Here is a 15,533-nt window from a genome sequence, read left to right on the forward strand (position 1 = left end):
TCACGGAGCGAATCCCGCGGCCACACGGCGGTTCCGCCGCCCGCACCGCCACGCACACGGCAAACTGAACATCTCCTTAGGCTTCGTCAGATGGCTTTCGGGCTGCTCTTGCGGGCGGTGAATCGCCACCACAGCGCCGCACCGGCCCACACCACGAGGAACAGCGCCAAGGTGAGGTAGCCCAGCAACTCGAATTGATCGGCGATCGCCGCGATTCCGCCGAGGAAGTCGATCCCCGATTCGGCCAGCAGTCCGCAGAGGACAACGAACGCGACGAGCGCGGCGAGCCCGACCGTCAGCGCGGTGGTGGTGACGTTGACCCACAACCGGCGCAACGGCTGGGCCATCGACCAGGTGTAGGCCCGCGACATCAGCATTCCGTCCACGCTGTCGACGGTGCACATGCCCGCGGCGAACAGCAGTGGCAGGCTCAACACCGCGATCGCCGACAGCTGTCCGGTCGGCGAGACCATGGCCAGCACGGTGATCTCGGTGGCGGTCTGCATCCCCAGGCCGAACAGCAGCCCGATGCCGAACAGGTGCCACGAGCGGGCGACGCCCTGCATCCGGCCGCGCAGCAAGCGGGCCAGCAAGCCGCGGCGGCCGAGAACCAGCTCGACCTCGCCCTCGTCGATCTCGCCGCGGCGAGCGCGGCGCAGCAACCGCCACGCATCGCGCAGCACGAGCGCGTTGAGCACCGCGAGGGTCGTCAGCACGAGGACGACCAGCACGTCGACCCCGGTCGCCAGGCGCATCCCGGTCTGCTCCGCCCACCGCTGAGCGGCCGGCCCGGCGACGAAGGCCACCGCGAACGCCAGCAGCATCACCACGCTGGCGTGGCCGAGCGCGAACCACATACCGGTCGAGACGGGGCGCCTGCCGCGCTGCATCAGCAGCCGGGTGGCGTCGTCGATGACCGCGACGTGGTCGGCATCGAATCCGTGCCGCAGGCCCAGCAGGTAGGCCGTGGTGCCCGCGGCGGCCAGACCGCCCGCGGCGCTGAAGGCGTTGACGTGGAGCAGGTAGGCACCCCAGCCGAGCAGGTGCAGTGCTCCGATCGCGGCGAGCAGGACCGCCGCCTTGCGGCGCTCCGCTGCGCCCCAGCCGGCATCTCGGCTGGTCTCTTCGGCATCCCGAATCATGGGATCTCCGACCTCCTGGGTTCTCCCGCCCGAGGGGCTCGGTGTCCGCGCGCCGCGGGTTCGCGGCGCGGAGCCGACGCGCAGTGTCCTGACTCCCGGGCCGAACGCGTTCCCCCGGCCTTCCAGCTGGTCACAGCCGTGGCAATAGGTGGGGGCCACTTCCCGGTCACAGTGGCGGGACCGTCCCGGATTCGCACCGGGTTCCTGCCCTGTCGGCTCGGTCATCCTTGCCTGATCTACCGTCCGAGGTCAAACCTGGTGAAATCGATCACGGTCCGTGACCCGGCTTTCTGCAGCCTCCGCTTGCGGCCGGTGTGATCTGGGTAACCGGGTGCCGAGGCCGCTCTCCAGGAGCGGCCCGCTCAGAGCGGCACCAGGAGGCGACGATGAACGAGACGCACTCGATCACGCTGAACTTGCAGGTCGTGGAGGCCGGCGCGAAGACGACCGCGGACGTCGGCTTCATGACACCGAACGGGCAACCGCTGCACGGGCACGGCACCGCGCGGCGGCACCCGGAGGATCCGGAGGTCCCGCAGATCGGCGACGAGATCGCCATCGCCAGGGCCCTGTTCGAGCTCGCGCACAAGCTGCTGGACAACGCCTCGCAGGACATCGGCGACCGGCTGCACCGCAGGGTGCACCTGCCCGCCTGACCGCGACCGATCAAGGTGTCGCAGATCCGCGAACACCCGGCGTTTCGCGCCGTGGAGGTAGGCGGGTCAGCGCGACGGGAACGGCGACGGTGCCTTGCGCACGGCACACCGCCCCTGGCTTGCGGTCCTTACGAGGCGGCGGCGTTGGGCCCTCGGCCACGAGGCTGTGCACCCCCGCTCCGCGGCCGGGGTCCGATGCTGCGTGAGGATCCCCCGCTGGGGCGGTCCGGAGCCGGTGACGCCGGATGATCACGGGGCCCGCCACGGGCGAGCGTCATCGCCGCCCGGCGAGGAGAAGGGCGCCCCACCGGGTTCGCGGACTCGAAGTGGGTTCGCGGACTCGAAGTCACTCGCCAACGGGTCGCGCCCTGGCCGGCTATGCGCACGTACTTGGTGGACACGACCAAGCCGTGTTCCTGCTCCGCGGACGTGGCAGTCGAGCAGCGGTTCGCCCGCTGGTGCGCATCGTCCGAGCGGAACCGGCCGCTGCTCAGCGGTCAGGACGCTCCGCTTGGTCCAGGTACGCCTTGATCCGGTAGTCGACCTGGATGGCGTGGTAGGTCACGTGGGGGCGGACCTGGTCCGGGAGGTTGGTGCGATCGCTCCCGGAGGTGGAGCGGTCGTCGGTGTCCCCGGGAAACTCGACCCCGGTTTCGGGCACCTCGTGGAAGGTGATCTCGTCGGCACGCACGGTGCTGGTGAAGATCACGTCCGCGTCGTCTTCGTCCGTCATCGGCGTCGCTCCTTGCTCGGTCGGCTCGATTGGCCGTCTCGGCCGCTGCTGCGGCGGGTCCTGCGGCCGGAATCCCCCGTCGAGCGGCGCTTCCCAGTCGATTTCTCCTCGGAACCGCCCTCTTCATCGGAGCTTTCGCCACCGACCACGTCACGCGCTCCCTTGGCGACCTCTTCGGCGGTGCTACCGACGTCCTCGACGGCTTCACCGGCTCCGCTGCCCACTTGTTCGGCCGCCTCGCCAGCGCCCTCGCCGACGCTCTCCACAGCACCACCAGCACCCGAGCCGACGTCCTTCACCGCCGAACCCGCGCCCTCACCCACGTTCTCAACCGCACCACCAGCACCAGCCCCGACGTCCTCGACAGCGGATCCAGCGCCCTCGCCGACGCTCTCCACAGCACTACCGGCCCCCGAGCCGACGTCCTTCACGGCGGAGCTCGCACCTACACCCACCTCCTCGACGGCCGTGCCGGCACCGGAGCCGACGTCCTTCACCGCCGAACCCGCGCCCTCGCCGACGTCCTCCACGGCGCGCCCCAGGCTCTTGGTGAGGTTCTCCAGGATCTGGGGGTTGCGATCGATCGTCGTCAGGACCCGATCGAGAACGTTGGCGACGTTGTCCAGCCGGACCTTGAGCTGGGCCTGCGCCTCCACTCCCTTGATCTGCAGCGCGACACGGCCCAGTTCGGCGTCGACGCCGACGTTGAGCTTGAGGAGGTCGAGAACCTCCGCCTGCAGGGATACCCGGGCGTGCAGGTTCTCCACCTCCAGGCTTATCTCGTCGACCTTCACCTGGGGGATGTCGAGGTACACGTCCGGGTATTCGTCCTTGTGCCGGTCCCCGGAGTCCTGCTCGCGCCGGTCGCCGGAGTCGAACACCTGCTCCCCTTCGGTTCCAGCCTCCACCAGCTCGCCGCCGTGGCGCCGCTCTTCCGATCGCTCGTCCCTGTCGGCCATGTCGATCCCCTCACTCCTGCACGATCGGCAGGCGCCGCCTACGGTCTTTCCAGCCTCGATCCACGGGTTCTCGACGGAGAAGAGGCTTTCGACTCTACGCACCGCGGCAGCGCGCTTCTAGCGTCATCTGCAGCGCCGCACCCGAACGCATGACCATGCTGATGCGGCTTGACCAGTGCGAACGTCGTGGACGCTGACACCTGGACGTGCATCGGCGTCGATGTGTTGGTGCACCGGTCGGGGGGTAAGTCTGACTCACGGGCTGCTTCGCAGCCGAAGGATTTCACCTGCTCCAGCAGGAGGTCGGGATGAAGCGAGGACCTCAGGTAGCGACGGCGGTGGCGGTCGGCTACGCCCTGGGTCGCAGCCGCAAGATGAAGTTGGCGCTCATGGTTGGCGGGGTCGTTCTCGGACGGCGCATGGGCGACCCCAAGGAGCTGCTGGCTAAGGCGGGCGGAGCGGTGGCCGGCTCGAACGAAGTCAGCGAGCTCAGCAACGTGGTCCGCGAACGCCTCATCGACGCGGCCAAGACCGCCGCCGTCGCCGCTGCGAGCAACAAGCTCGATTCCCTGGGCGACAACCTCTCCGAACGTGCGGCGAAAATCCGTTCCCCGCAGTCGGATTCATCTGACTCGGAGGACGGAGGTCAGCAGGAATCGACTTCCTCGGAGCAGAAGCAGGAGCAGGAATCGTCGGAGCGTGATCCGGATTCGTCGGAGCAGGAGACGAGGCCCGAGAAGGGGAAGAAGGCCCCGGCGCAGCGCTCCTCGATCGACGACGACCAACCTGCTGAGCCGGGCAAGCGAACTCGCGCACCGCGCGAACCGTCCGCCCCTCGCGCCCCATCGACCTCGAGGAAGAAGGCCGCAACGTCGTCCGGCGGGTCGAGGCGCAAGTCGGGTGGGAACGATGGCTGAGACCGACAAGCGCGAGAAGAGCTTGCTGGACGAGCTCCCGCTCGACGACCTCAAGGACGCCGGGCAGGAACTCCTCGAAGCGATGATCTCCCGGGCCGTCGGTTCGGTCACGGACAAGGTCACCGGCCTCACCGACAAGCTGACCAACGTCGCCGACAACGGCGGTTCCGGCCTGACCGCCGCGCTCACCGGAGCCGAGGACCTGGCCGAGGGCAAGTCTCCGCTGAAGTCGGCGCTCAGCGCCGGGGTCGCGGGCGTGAAGGACAAGGTCAAGCAAGCCGCGGGCGGCGGCAGTGGCGGAGGGGGTGGCGGCGTGAAGGTCGTCAACATCATCGAGGAATTCGACGTCGGCCTTCCGGTTAGCGTCGCGTACAACCAGTGGACCACGTTCGAGGATTTCCCCAGCTTCACCAGGAAGGTCGAGAAGGTCGAGCAGGAGTCCGACGAGAAGATCAACTGGCGGGCCCAGATCTTCTTCTCCCACCGCGACTGGGAGTCCACCATCGTCGAACAGGTTCCGGACGAGCGGATCGTGTGGAAGTCGACCGGCGCCAAGGGTTACGTCGACGGGGCCGTGACCTTCCACCAGCTCGCCCCGACCATGACGCGCATCCTGCTCGTCCTCGAGTACTACCCGCAGGGGTTCTTCGAGAAGACCGCCAACCTCTGGCGGGCGCAGGGACGACGTGTTCGGTCGGACTTCAAGCACATCAAGCGGCACATGATGACCCGCACCATCCTCGAGCAGGACGAAGCCGAGGGCTGGCGCGGCGAGATCCGGGACGAGCAGGTCGTCAGGACCCACGAGGACGCGCTCGAGGAGGAGAACAAGGACGGCAAAGAGGACGGGCAAGACGAGGACGAGTCCGACCGCACGGCCGTCGACGACGACTACGACGACGACGAGGATGAGGACGACGAAGACTACGAGGATGAGGATGAGGATGAGGAGCAGCGAGCGCCCGCTCAGTCCTCGCGGTCGAGGTGAGCCGTGCCCCGATCCGGACACGTCGGCTCCGCCCACTGCCGCGTCAACATCGCAGGACCGCTGACGGAGCGGACGACAGAGCCTGAGCGCGCTGCGCCGGCACCGGGCCTGGCGAGCTACGTCTCGAACGCTCCTAGGCCGCCCGGCGAATGCGGTCCCACGCTGCTCGCACGTGGTGGCGCTCGGTTTGCGGGGAGCCGATGGCCAGCCGCAGCAGAACCCGCCCGTCGAGCTTGGTGTGGGTCAGGTAGAGCTCGCCGGAGTCGTTGAGCTCGTCAAGCAACCGCCTCGTGCGCTCGTCGGCCTCGGCGGCGGGCAGCTCGGAGTAGCGCGGGCGGAAGCACACCAGCGCGAACGGATGCGGCTCCAGCAGCTCGAATCCGGGGTCCTCGCGCACCCAGCCCGCGAACTCACGGGCCAGCGCGATGGTGCCGCGGATGTGCTCGCGAAGCCCTTCGGCGCCGTAGCAGCGCAGCACCGACCAGAGCTTGAGCGAGCGGAAGCGGCGGCCGAGCGGGATCTGCCAGTCCCGGTAGTCGATGACCTCACCGGATTCCGTGGCCTCGTTGCGCAGGTACTCCGGCAAGATCGACAGGGCGTCGACCATCGGTGCGCGGTTCGCCAGCCACAGCAGGCTGCAGTCGAAGTTGGTCAGCAACCACTTGTGCGGGTTGGTGCAGTAGGAGTCGGCGAACTCGGCCACGCCGTCGTTGATCCAGCGCAGTTCCGGGCAGACCGCCGCGACCCCCGCGTAGGCGGCGTCGACGTGCAGCCACACGCCGTGCCGCGCCGCCACCTCGCCGATGGCGCGCACCGGGTCGATGGCGGTGGTCGACGTCGTTCCGACGGTTGCGCACACCATGGTCGGCACCGCGCCGTCGGCCAGGTCCGCGGCGATCAGCTCCTCGAGGTGGCGCGGATCCATGCCGAGCGTGTCCGGGTCGCTGTCGACGACGCGCACGTTGTCCGCGCCCACTCCCGCGATGCGCGCCGCCCGCTCCACGCTGGAGTGCGTGTGCGCGGAGACGTAGAGCGCGTGCCGCCGGGTGATGCCGCGTCGCGCGACGTCCTGCCCGCTGCGCTGCAGCGCGGCCAGGCAGGCGACCAGCGTGGCGCTGGAGGCGGAGTCCTGGATGACGCCACCGCCGGTGGAATCGGTGCGGAAGTGCTCCGGCAGGCCCAGCAGCTCGGCGAGCCAGTCCACCACGACCGTCTCCAGCTCGGTGCAGGCCGGGCTGGTCGCCCACATCATGCCCTGCACGCCGAGACCGCCGGAGAGCAGATCGCCGAGGACCGCCGGACCGCTGGCGTTGGCCGGGAAGTAGGCGAAGAAGTTCGGGTGCTGCCAGTGCGTCACGCCCGGCAGCAGAACCTCGTCGAGATCGGCCAGCACGTCGTCGAAGCTCTCGCCGCGCTCCGGCGGATGCGCGGGAAGCCCGGCCCGGATCTCGCCCGGCTCGGCCCGCGACCGCACGGGGTGCTGCTCGATCCCCGCGTAGTAGTCGGCGATCCAGTCCACGACCTGCTTACCGACCCGCCGGAACTCCTCCGGCGACATGTGCCCAGTCACGCCTCAACCCATACACCGCCGACCGGCGGCGACCAAGCACCTGCGGGGGCTCAGGCCAGCAGGTCGATGGCGTCCCGGGGGCAGATCTCCACGCACTCCCCGCAGGCCGTGCAGCGGTCCGCCAGGACCACCGGACGGCCCGGCGCGGGGCGCAGCGCGTGTTCCGGGCAGGTCAGCAGACAGGCCCCGCACGCGGTGCAGTCATCGGTGATGATCAGCGGGTCAGCCGGCATCGCCCGCCATCCAGCGGTAGCCGCGCGGGGTGACCATCCGCTGACCGACCACCGCGGATTGCGAGGAGCCGACGACGACCGTGGTGAACATGTCCACATCGGACGGATCGAACTCGCCGATCTCCGCGCACCAGACGCTCTGCTCGGCACGGCTCGCCTGGCGGACCGCGCCGACCGGGGTGGTCGCGGGCCGGTGCTCGGCCAGGATCTCCAGGGCGCGCCCCAGCTGCCAGTGCCGCTGCACCGAGCGCGGGTTGTAGAAGCACACCACCAGGTCGCCCTCGGCGGCGGCGCGCACCCGGCGCTCGATGACCTCCCACGGGGTGTGCAGGTTCGACAGGCTGATCAGCGCGTGGTCGTGCCCCAGCGGAGCGCCCAGCAGCGACGACGCCGACAGAGCCGCGGTCACGCCGGGCACGCCGACGACCTCGATGTCCACGTCGGCCTTCTCCAGCGCCGGGCTGGCCATCGCGTAGACGCCGGCGTCGCCCGAGCCGATCAGCGCGACCGCCCGGCCCTGCTTGGCCAGCTCGACGGCCTCCGCGGCGCGGGCCTCCTCGGCGCCCAGGCCGGTGATGCGCTCCTCGGTACCGGGCCGCAGCACGTGCCGGACCTGGTCGAGGTACTGGTCGAGGCTGACCACCACCGAAGCGCGGCGCAGTTCGGCGTCGGCGCGCGGCGTGCGCAAGTCCGGCGCGCCCGGCCCGATGCCGATGATGGCGAGCCGCCCGCGCGGGCGGATGCGGGCCGCGGCCGCTGTGACGTTGTCGCCCTTGATCTTGTCGGCGACCAGCTCGACCGGGGCCCCGAAGGCTAGTTCGGCCCCCGCGTGCAGCGCCGAGGCCTCCGCCACGCTGGGCGTGCCGATCTCGTCGCGCACGACCGCGCTGGGGTTGGGCACCGCGACCTCGGAGAGCGTCTCGGCCGGGTAGGTCAGCAGCCGCAGCTCTTCGCCGCCGTCGCTGGAGTGCCAGAAACCCAGGTCCTGCACGGCTTCCAGGATCCCGTCCTCGTCGGCCTTGAGATCGACGCTGGCGAAGGCGCGGATGGCGCGCGGGTCCAGCCCGCGCTCGCTGTCCAGGCGCGCGATCGTCTCGGTGACCGCGGTGCGCGAGACGCCGCGCGCGGAGCCGACGCCGACGACGAGCGTGCGCGGGATGAGCCGCAGCGTGCGCTCTTCCTCCTCCACCGGGCGGCGGTCGTCGATGATCACCGTCCAGTCCGGGTCGCCGACGTCCTCGGAGACGTTGTCCGGCAGCGCGGGCAGCGGGAAGCCGAGCGGGTTGACGATCTTGACCGGGGCGCCGTCGAGGATCGACACGCCGCAGGAGGCCAGGTCGCCGTCGACGGCTGCGTCGAGCTGGTCGACCAGCTCGTCGAGCGGCGTGGTGCCGGTCGCGTCGGTGGCGGTGGTGATCACCGGAGTGGCGCCGAAGACGTCGGCGACCTGCTCCGCGAGCGCGTTGGCGCCGCCGCCGTGCCCGCCGGCCAGGGCGATGGCGAAGCGCTGGGCCTCGTCGACGCACACCACGCCGGGATCGGTGTGCTTGTCCTTGAGCAGCGGGGCGACCAGCCGCACAGTGGCGCCGCTAGCCAGGAAGAACACCGCCGAGTCCAGGTGATCCCAGAGGCGCCGGACGGCCGGTTCGATCGGCCCATCGGCGACCAGGGCTTCCGGCCCCAGTCGTCCGGCGAGGTCGGCGGCCGCCCGCCTTCCCGCCGCGGTCACCGCGAACAGACCGATCACTGCAAACTCCTCCTCGATCAGCGAACCCGGGCTTTCCCCGGATCGGGTGATAGCACCCTACGACATGCGGGCGCGGACAGTTTTGCCTAAAACCGTCACGTGATCATGTCCGTTTTGTCCGGGCAGTTTTAGGCAAAACTGTCATTCAGGCCTTCTTGCGGCCGGTGATGAGGACTACCGGGTTGGCGGCCTCCATTCGGGAGGAGCCGTCCGGCAGCTCGGCCAGGCGGGATGCGGCGAGTTGCACGCCTTCCACCTCGTAGCCCGCCGAGCGCAGCGTCTCGCGGGTCGGGCCGACCCGGTCCAGGGCGGCCAGCGCGACAACCACGCGGGTGGCACCCGCGTGCGCGCAGGCGGTGACGGCTTCGGTACCGCCGCCCCCGACGAAGATCGCGTCCGGCTTGGGCAGGTCGCGGAGGGCTTGCGGGGCCTCGCCCTCCTCGATGCGCACGTCCACGCCGTGCCCCGCGGCGTTGGTGACCATGCGGACCGCTTGGGCCTCGTCCTTCTCGATCGCGATCGTCGCGGCGCCCAGGCGGGCGCATTCCACGGCCACCGAACCGGACCCCGCGCCGACGTCCCAGACCAGCGTTCCGGGCCGCGGGGCGAGCTTGGACAGCGCCACCGCGCGCACCTCGGCCTTGGTGATCATGCCGTCGCGGTGCGAGAACTCGTCCTCGGACAGCGCCCAGCCGGTCGCGGGTGGAACCGGCTCGCCACCGGCCATCCAGCCGCGCTCGGGCACCTCGTCGACCTCGGCGAGGCACAGCACCACGTTCGGTTCGAACCAGGTGCGCTTGGCCGCGTCGGCCGGGTCGATGGTCACCACCGACTCGTTCGGCCCGCCCAGGTCCTCGGCAACGATCATGGTGCGCCGCCAGCCCGCGAGCCCGGAAGCGATCTGCGCAGGCCCCGCCTTCGGCGCGGTCAGCACCGCAACGGCCGGTCGCGCCCGGCAGACGTTGATCGCGGCGCTCAGGTCGCGCCCGTGCGCGCTGACCACCGAGACGTCGTCCCAGGACCGCCCGGCCCGCGCCATCAGCCGCTGCACGCTCGACGTCGCGGGCAGCACGGTGCAGCGAATGCCGCGTTCCCGCAGCGCGCGCACCGCGCCGAAGAAGCCGGGATCTCCCGAGGCGAGCACCACCCCGTGCTCGTCCCCGGACAGCGCGCCCAGCGCGTTGAGCGCGGGTTCGAGCGGGCCGAGCTCGACGCGACGGGAGCTGTCCGGCGCGTAGGCGTCGAGGTGGCGTCTGCCTCCCACGACGAGCCGCGCCTGCTCCAGCGCCTCGGCACCGCCCGGCGCCAAGGGACCTCCGTCGACCCCGATCACTGTGACTGCCACGTCACCCACCTCGCCTCGGTGGCCGCGACCACGTGTTCGCCCTCGAAATCGACCATCGCGACCCGAACACGCAGCCTGCGGCCGCATTCCTCGCTGAACCGCTCCAATACTGCGGCCACCAGCTCGCACAGCCGGTGCGCACACGCCGAGAACACGCCACTGCGTTGCCACACCTCGTAGGCGCGCCGCGCGGTGGCGGCCTGCTCGACCTCGGCGACGTCGTCGGCGTTGCCGCCGAATTCGGCGGTGAGCCTGCCGAGCAGCTCGGTGTCCACCTTCGACCTGGTGTAGTGCGTCATCACCACGCCGGACGCGAGCTTGGTCAGCTTGCCGATCATGCCCACGAAGACCATCTCGTCGAGCCCGTGGTCGACGGCCTGGCGCACTGCGGCACCGGTGAAGTCACCGACCTCGATGAAGGCCACCTCGGGCTCGTCGGGCAACAGCCGCATCGCGACCCGCTCGGTGCGGCCGCCGGTGGACAGCACGGCCACGCTCCCCCGCTGCGCCGACAGCACTGAGACCGCCTGCTCCACGCTGGAGCGCCAAGAGGCCGTGGAGAACGGGCGCACGATGCCGGTGGTGCCGAGCACGGAGATGCCACCGAAGATGCCCAGCCTGCGGTTGGTGGTCTTGCGGGCCATCTTCTCGCCGCCGGGCACGGTGATCGTCACGTCCGCGCCCCGGTCGCCGAGGACCTCGCGCACCGCCGCGGTGATCATCTGACGGGGCACCGGGTTGATCGCCGGTCCGCCCACTTCCAGGCCGAGGCCCGGTTTGGTGACGCGACCGACGCCCTCGCCGCCGTGCAGCACGACCTCCCCGTCCTCGCGCGGGGCGATGCTGACGGTCATCCGGGCGCCGTGCGTGACGTCCGGATCGTCGCCCGCGTCCTTGACCACCACCGCCGTGGGCGGCTCGGCGCTACCGGAGTCCACCGGGAACCGCCGGTCCTTGCCGTCCGGGAACCCGATGTCCACCGTGGCCGGCAGTTCGCCGGTGAGCATCAGCTCCGCGGCCGCCCTCGCGGCGGCAGCCGAGCAGGCGCCGGTGGTGAAGCCGGTGCGCAGCGCCTTGGGCCGGACCTTCGCGGTGCGCGGAAGGTCCGGCTCGCGCAGCGGCGGATCAGTCGGACTGCTCATCCGGCTTCGCCGCGGACTTGCGGTCGGTGGTGCTCTTGCTCTTGGCCGTCGAGGCCGACTTCGCCGGGGCCTTGCGCTTGTTCGACGACGACTTCGCGGACGTCGACGACTTGCGCTGGGCACTGGTCTTCGACCGATTCGGCGCGGGCTTCGTTGCCGCGGTCGAGGATTCGTCGCCCTGTCCGGAATCCGATTGCGCCGCCTCAGCGGGGGCCTCGGCAGGGATCTCGGCCGGGGTCTCGGTGCGCTCCGCCTCCGGGCTCGCCGGTTCCGCGGCGGTCTGCACCGCTTCGACGCACTGCTCGCCGAAGAGCTCGGTCTGCGACTCGTCCTGCTCAATCGGAATGGTGCGGCTGGCCCCGAAACGCGCCGCGCCGCGGGCGGTTTCCTGCCAGTCGCGCACGGCCCACCAGGCGGCGTCGGACTCCTTGGGCTTGCGGGGCTCGCCCTCCTCGGAGTCGGACTTCTCCGCGCTCTGCGCCTTTTCCGCGCGCTCCGCGCGCAGCGCACGACGGGCCGTCTTGTCCGCCTTGCGGAAGGTGTGGAAGTGACCCGCGTGGTACAGGTGCGAACGAGTGCCGCCCGCGGTGAGGGCCTTGCCGATGATGAACAGCGTGTGGCGCCACAGCTTGTGCTTCTTCACGTCGGCTTCGAGATCGCCGAGCGTGGTGCGCACCATCAGCTCGTCCGGCCAGGTCACCTTGTAGGACACCAGCACCGGGGTGTCGTCCTCGTACCCACCGGCGCGCAGCTCCTCGACCAGCTGGCCGGTCCGCGCGGCGGAGAGGAACAACGCCATCGTGGTGCCGTGCTTGGCGAACTCGCGCACCTTCTCGCCGTCGGGCATCGGCGTCTTGCCGCCCTCCAGGCGGGTCAGCACCAACGACTGCGCGACCTCGGGCACGGTCAGCTCGCGACCGACCGCGGCCGCGGCGGCCGAGAAGGCGGCCACCCCGGGCACGATCTCGACCTCGACGTTGAGCTTGACGCAGGAGTCGTACTGCTCCTGCACCGCGCCCCACAGCGACGGGTCACCGGAATGCACCCGCGCGACGTTGAGCTTGTCCCGCTCGGCGCGGCGATAGATCTCCAGTGCCTGCTCGTGGGTGAGCCGGGAGGAGTCGACGAGCTCGGCGTCCGCGCGCGCGTGCTCGGTCACGCATTCCGGCGTGACCAGACTCGCGGCCCAGACCACGATGTCGGCTTCGGCGATTCGCTTGGCACCGCGGACCGTGATCAGGTCGGCTGCGCCGGGTCCGGCGCCGATGAACGAGATCCGGCCAGTCACCATTGCTCTCCTCTTCCGCCTCGTGGTGGCAGCACTACCACTGTCGACAAATACGGGGCATCATCCACATCGGACACTTCAGCAAGCGGTAGTACCCGCGCGTCCGGCGTGCCCAGGTGCTCGGCGTAGACCGAGCGTTCGAGCGCTCCGCAGTCGCTGATCGCGTCACGCAGCTCGCCCAGGCGTCGTCCGCCTTTGTAGGCAACGACCGTACCGTGCGTGCGCAATGCTTCCCGAAGCGCGTTCACGTCGCGCAACAACGGGATTACCGTGAGTGGCTCGGAGCCCTCGGTGAGCGCGATCCCCGCCTGCTGCGCGGTGGCCTGCATCGCGGTGATGCCGGGCACCGTGGCCAGCTCGACCTCCGGCAACAGCTCCGCGACGGTGGCCGCGAGGTAGCTGAACGTCGAGTAGACCGCGGGGTCGCCGAGAGTGGCGAAGGCCACCGTGCCGCCCTGGTCACGAAGCCTGTTCGCGACCTCCTCGGCAGCGGTGTCCCAGTGCCTCTTGCGCCGCTCCTGCGAGCCGTCGACCGGATCGGCCAGGGCGAACACGAGCCGACGCACCCTGCTGTCGGCACCGAGGTGTTCGCGCACGATCGCTTCGGCGCGGCCTTGCTCGTCCGGCGCCAGCACCGGAACGTAAACGGTGTCGGCCGAACGGATCTCGCGCAGGGCCGCCAGGGTCAGCATTTCCGGGTCGCCGGGGCCGACTCCGACTCCGACCAGTCTCATCGCAGGCACCTCGCTACGAATCGGGCCACCGCGGCGGGATTCCCGGCCGGGTGGGTGTGCAGGTAGGAGGCGTGCACGCCGCCGTGCAGGAAGCCCTCGCGATGCACGCCGTGCGCGTCGCGCCAGAACCACGCCGGAACATCGCCGTGCGCGGGTTCGGTTGCGGTGCGGTGGAATTCGTGTCCGCTGACGCGCGTTCCCTCGGCGAAGAGCGGTGATTCACCAGCCGCCACGGCATCGCGATAGCCGAGCTTCAGCCGTGGAGCCATCGACGCGCGGGCGGGGAGCACGCCGCACATCGGATGATCGTCGAGTTCGCGTCCGAGGTAGAGCAGCCCACCGCACTCGGCGTGCACCGGCGCTCCCGTCTCGGCGAAGGTCTTGATCTCCCGGCGCAGCGCGGTGTTCGCGGACAGCGGTTCGGCGTGCTGCTCCGGGAACCCGCCGGGCAGCACCAGCCCCGAAGTCCCCTCCGGCAGGCGTTCGTCGCGCAGCGGGTCGACCAGCGCCACCCGCGCGCCCGCGGCCTCCAGCAGCTCGGCGTGCTCCGCGTAGCCGAAGCTGAACGCCGGACCACCGGCGACCGCGACCACCGGTGCGCGCGCCGCCTCGGCTTGGGGTTCGACCTCCTCGGCCGGATCCCAGGCCGGCCCGGGCAACTGCCCGGCCGTGCGGGCGAGACCGGCCAGCGCGTTGAGGTCCACCGAGGACTCGACGACGTCGGTCATCGACTCGACCGCCCGGACGGCTTCGGCGCCGTGCTCGACGGCCGTGACCAGGCCCAGGTGCCGGGACGGGACCTCCAGGTCCGCGGTGCGCGGGATCGCCCCCAGCACGGGCAGGCCCACGTCGTCGGCGGCGGCGCGCAGCACCTGTTCGTGACGGTCCGAGCCGACGCGATTGAGGAGCACGCCCGCCAGCCGGATCTGCGGGCGGTAGGCGCGGAAGCCGTGCAGCAGCGCGGCGAGGCTGTGGCTCTGCCCCTTGGCGTCGACGACCAGCACCACCGGTGCGTCCAGCAGCTGCGCGACGTGCGCGGTGGAACCCAAGGCGATCTCCTCGCCCCCGCCGATGCGGCCGTCGAACAGCCCCATCACGCCCTCCACCACGGACAGGTCCGCCTCGGCAGCCCCGTGGTGGAACAGCGGCGCGACGCGATCGGGCCCGACCAGCACCGGATCGAGGTTGCGCGCGATCCGGTCCGCGGCGAGCCGGTGGTATCCGGGGTCGATGTAGTCCGGACCGACCTTGAACGGCGCCACCCGATCACCGCGGCGGCGCAGCGCACCGAGCAGACCGGTGGCCGCGGTGGTCTTGCCCTGTCCCGAACCGGGGGCCGCGAGGACGACCCGGGCGGGCGAGGTCACCACTCGATGCCCTTCTGGCCCTTCTGCCCGGCATCCATCGGGTGCTTGACCTTGGAGGTCTCCATCACCAGGTCGGCGGCGTCGATGAGCGCCTGCGGCGCGTACCGGCCGGTGATCAGCACGTGCTGGTGGCCGGTGCGGTTGCGCAGCGTCTCCACGACGTCCTCGACGTCGACCCAGCCCCAGTGCAGCGGGTAGGTGAACTCGTCGAGGACGTACAGGCCGTGGCGCTCGTCGCGCAGCCGGCGCGCGATCTCCTGCCAGCCCTCGAGCGCGGCGGCTGCGTGGTCTTCATCGGTCCCCTTCTTGCGGGTCCACGACCAGCCCTCGCCCATCTTGTGCCACTCGACCGGACCGCCCTCGCCGGTCTCCTCGTGCAGCCTGCCGAGGGCGCGGAACGCGGACTCCTCGCCGACGCGCCACTTGGCGGACTTGACGAACTGGAACACCCCGATCGGCCAGCCCTGGTTCCAACCGCGCAGCGCGAGGCCGAAGGCGGCGGTCGACTTGCCCTTCATCTCACCGGTGTGCACCACCACCAGTGGCCGGTTGCGCCGCTGGCGCGTCGTCAGACCGTCGTCGGGCACGTTCGAAGGTTGTCCCTGAGGCATGACAAGACCCTAACCAAGACCAACTTCACCATCCGGGCCCGCACCGGCGCGGAGTGGCAATGCTCGCTATTACGACTGTTGACTTTCGGCGCCCCCTCCGG

Annotated in this window: 15 protein-coding genes and 1 riboswitch; of the genes, 3 read left to right on the forward strand and 12 right to left on the reverse strand. The window is 70.7% G+C overall.

From position 1 onward, the window contains the following. Positions 1-86: 86 nt before the first annotated feature. Positions 87-1,142 carry a HoxN/HupN/NixA family nickel/cobalt transporter gene (locus ABD289_RS19195; RefSeq protein WP_344134514.1) on the reverse strand — a complete coding sequence of 352 codons (1,056 nt, stop codon included), beginning with the start codon at positions 1,140-1,142 and terminating at the stop codon, positions 87-89. Positions 1,143-1,223: 81 nt separating this feature from the next. Then, positions 1,224-1,349: riboswitch (cobalamin riboswitch) on the reverse strand. Positions 1,350-1,528: 179 nt separating this feature from the next. Here ABD289_RS19195 and ABD289_RS19200 point away from each other — a divergent pair. Continuing rightward, entirely contained in the window at positions 1,529-1,798 is a 270-nt protein-coding gene (locus ABD289_RS19200; RefSeq protein WP_344134517.1) for a DUF1876 domain-containing protein, read from the forward strand. A 490-nt stretch (positions 1,799-2,288) separates the two neighbouring features. Here ABD289_RS19200 and ABD289_RS19205 read toward each other — a convergent pair whose 3' ends face one another. Both ABD289_RS19205 and ABD289_RS19210 read right to left on the reverse strand, forming a co-directional pair. Beyond that, positions 2,289-2,531, reverse strand: a complete 243-nt coding sequence (locus ABD289_RS19205) for a hypothetical protein (RefSeq protein WP_344134520.1) — start codon at positions 2,529-2,531, stop codon at positions 2,289-2,291. Continuing rightward, complete coding sequence (locus tag ABD289_RS19210; protein WP_344134523.1) at positions 2,528-3,490, reverse strand: TrbL/VirB6 family protein; 963 nt, start codon at positions 3,488-3,490, stop codon at positions 2,528-2,530. Before ABD289_RS19210 ends, ABD289_RS19205 begins: the two co-directional genes overlap by 4 nt. Positions 3,491-3,828: 338 nt before the next feature. Here ABD289_RS19210 and ABD289_RS19215 point away from each other — a divergent pair, with 338 nt between their 5' ends. Next, complete coding sequence (locus ABD289_RS19215; protein WP_344134526.1) at positions 3,829-4,407, forward strand: hypothetical protein; 579 nt, start codon at positions 3,829-3,831, stop codon at positions 4,405-4,407. Continuing rightward, positions 4,400-5,395, forward strand: coding sequence for an SRPBCC family protein (locus ABD289_RS19220; RefSeq protein ID WP_344134529.1), 996 nt, complete (start codon positions 4,400-4,402; stop codon positions 5,393-5,395). Before ABD289_RS19215 ends, ABD289_RS19220 begins: the two co-directional genes overlap by 8 nt. Before the next feature lie 133 nt (positions 5,396-5,528). Here the strand turns inward: ABD289_RS19220 and ABD289_RS19225 are convergent, their stop codons facing one another. From ABD289_RS19225 to cobO, 9 genes are all read right to left on the reverse strand, one after another. After that, entirely contained in the window at positions 5,529-6,953 is a 1,425-nt protein-coding gene (locus ABD289_RS19225) for an aminotransferase class I/II-fold pyridoxal phosphate-dependent enzyme (RefSeq protein WP_344135055.1), read from the reverse strand. 62 nt (positions 6,954-7,015) lie between these two features. Continuing rightward, positions 7,016-7,198, reverse strand: a complete 183-nt coding sequence (locus ABD289_RS19230; RefSeq protein WP_344134532.1) for a DUF362 domain-containing protein — start codon at positions 7,196-7,198, stop codon at positions 7,016-7,018. Beyond that, positions 7,188-8,945 carry a precorrin-3B C(17)-methyltransferase gene (gene cobJ / locus ABD289_RS19235; protein ID WP_344134535.1) on the reverse strand — a complete coding sequence of 586 codons (1,758 nt, stop codon included), beginning with the start codon at positions 8,943-8,945 and terminating at the stop codon, positions 7,188-7,190. Before cobJ ends, ABD289_RS19230 begins: the two co-directional genes overlap by 11 nt. A gap of 145 nt (positions 8,946-9,090) precedes the next feature. Then, entirely contained in the window at positions 9,091-10,290 is a 1,200-nt protein-coding gene (gene cbiE, locus ABD289_RS19240; protein ID WP_344134538.1) for a precorrin-6y C5,15-methyltransferase (decarboxylating) subunit CbiE, read from the reverse strand. Next, positions 10,275-11,432 (reverse strand): cobalt-precorrin-5B (C(1))-methyltransferase, encoded by a 1,158-nt coding sequence (locus tag ABD289_RS19245; RefSeq protein ID WP_344134541.1) that lies wholly within the window; start codon positions 11,430-11,432, stop codon positions 10,275-10,277. The genes cbiE and ABD289_RS19245 overlap by 16 nt, the downstream gene beginning before the upstream one ends. Then, a complete protein-coding gene (cobM, locus tag ABD289_RS19250) occupies positions 11,416-12,723 on the reverse strand; it encodes a precorrin-4 C(11)-methyltransferase (RefSeq protein ID WP_344134544.1) in 1,308 nt (435 codons plus the stop codon). The genes ABD289_RS19245 and cobM overlap by 17 nt, the downstream gene beginning before the upstream one ends. Then, positions 12,717-13,454, reverse strand: coding sequence for a precorrin-2 C(20)-methyltransferase (gene cobI / locus ABD289_RS19255; protein WP_344134547.1), 738 nt, complete (start codon positions 13,452-13,454; stop codon positions 12,717-12,719). Before cobI ends, cobM begins: the two co-directional genes overlap by 7 nt. Next, a complete protein-coding gene (locus ABD289_RS19260) occupies positions 13,451-14,821 on the reverse strand; it encodes a cobyrinic acid a,c-diamide synthase CobB (protein WP_344134550.1) in 1,371 nt (456 codons plus the stop codon). Before ABD289_RS19260 ends, cobI begins: the two co-directional genes overlap by 4 nt. Beyond that, positions 14,818-15,432, reverse strand: a complete 615-nt coding sequence (gene cobO / locus ABD289_RS19265) for a cob(I)yrinic acid a,c-diamide adenosyltransferase (protein ID WP_344134553.1) — start codon at positions 15,430-15,432, stop codon at positions 14,818-14,820. Before cobO ends, ABD289_RS19260 begins: the two co-directional genes overlap by 4 nt. Positions 15,433-15,533 lie beyond the last annotated feature (101 nt).

This window comes from Saccharopolyspora halophila (assembly GCF_039531955.1).
GTDB classification, from domain to species: domain Bacteria; phylum Actinomycetota; class Actinomycetes; order Mycobacteriales; family Pseudonocardiaceae; genus Saccharopolyspora; species Saccharopolyspora halophila.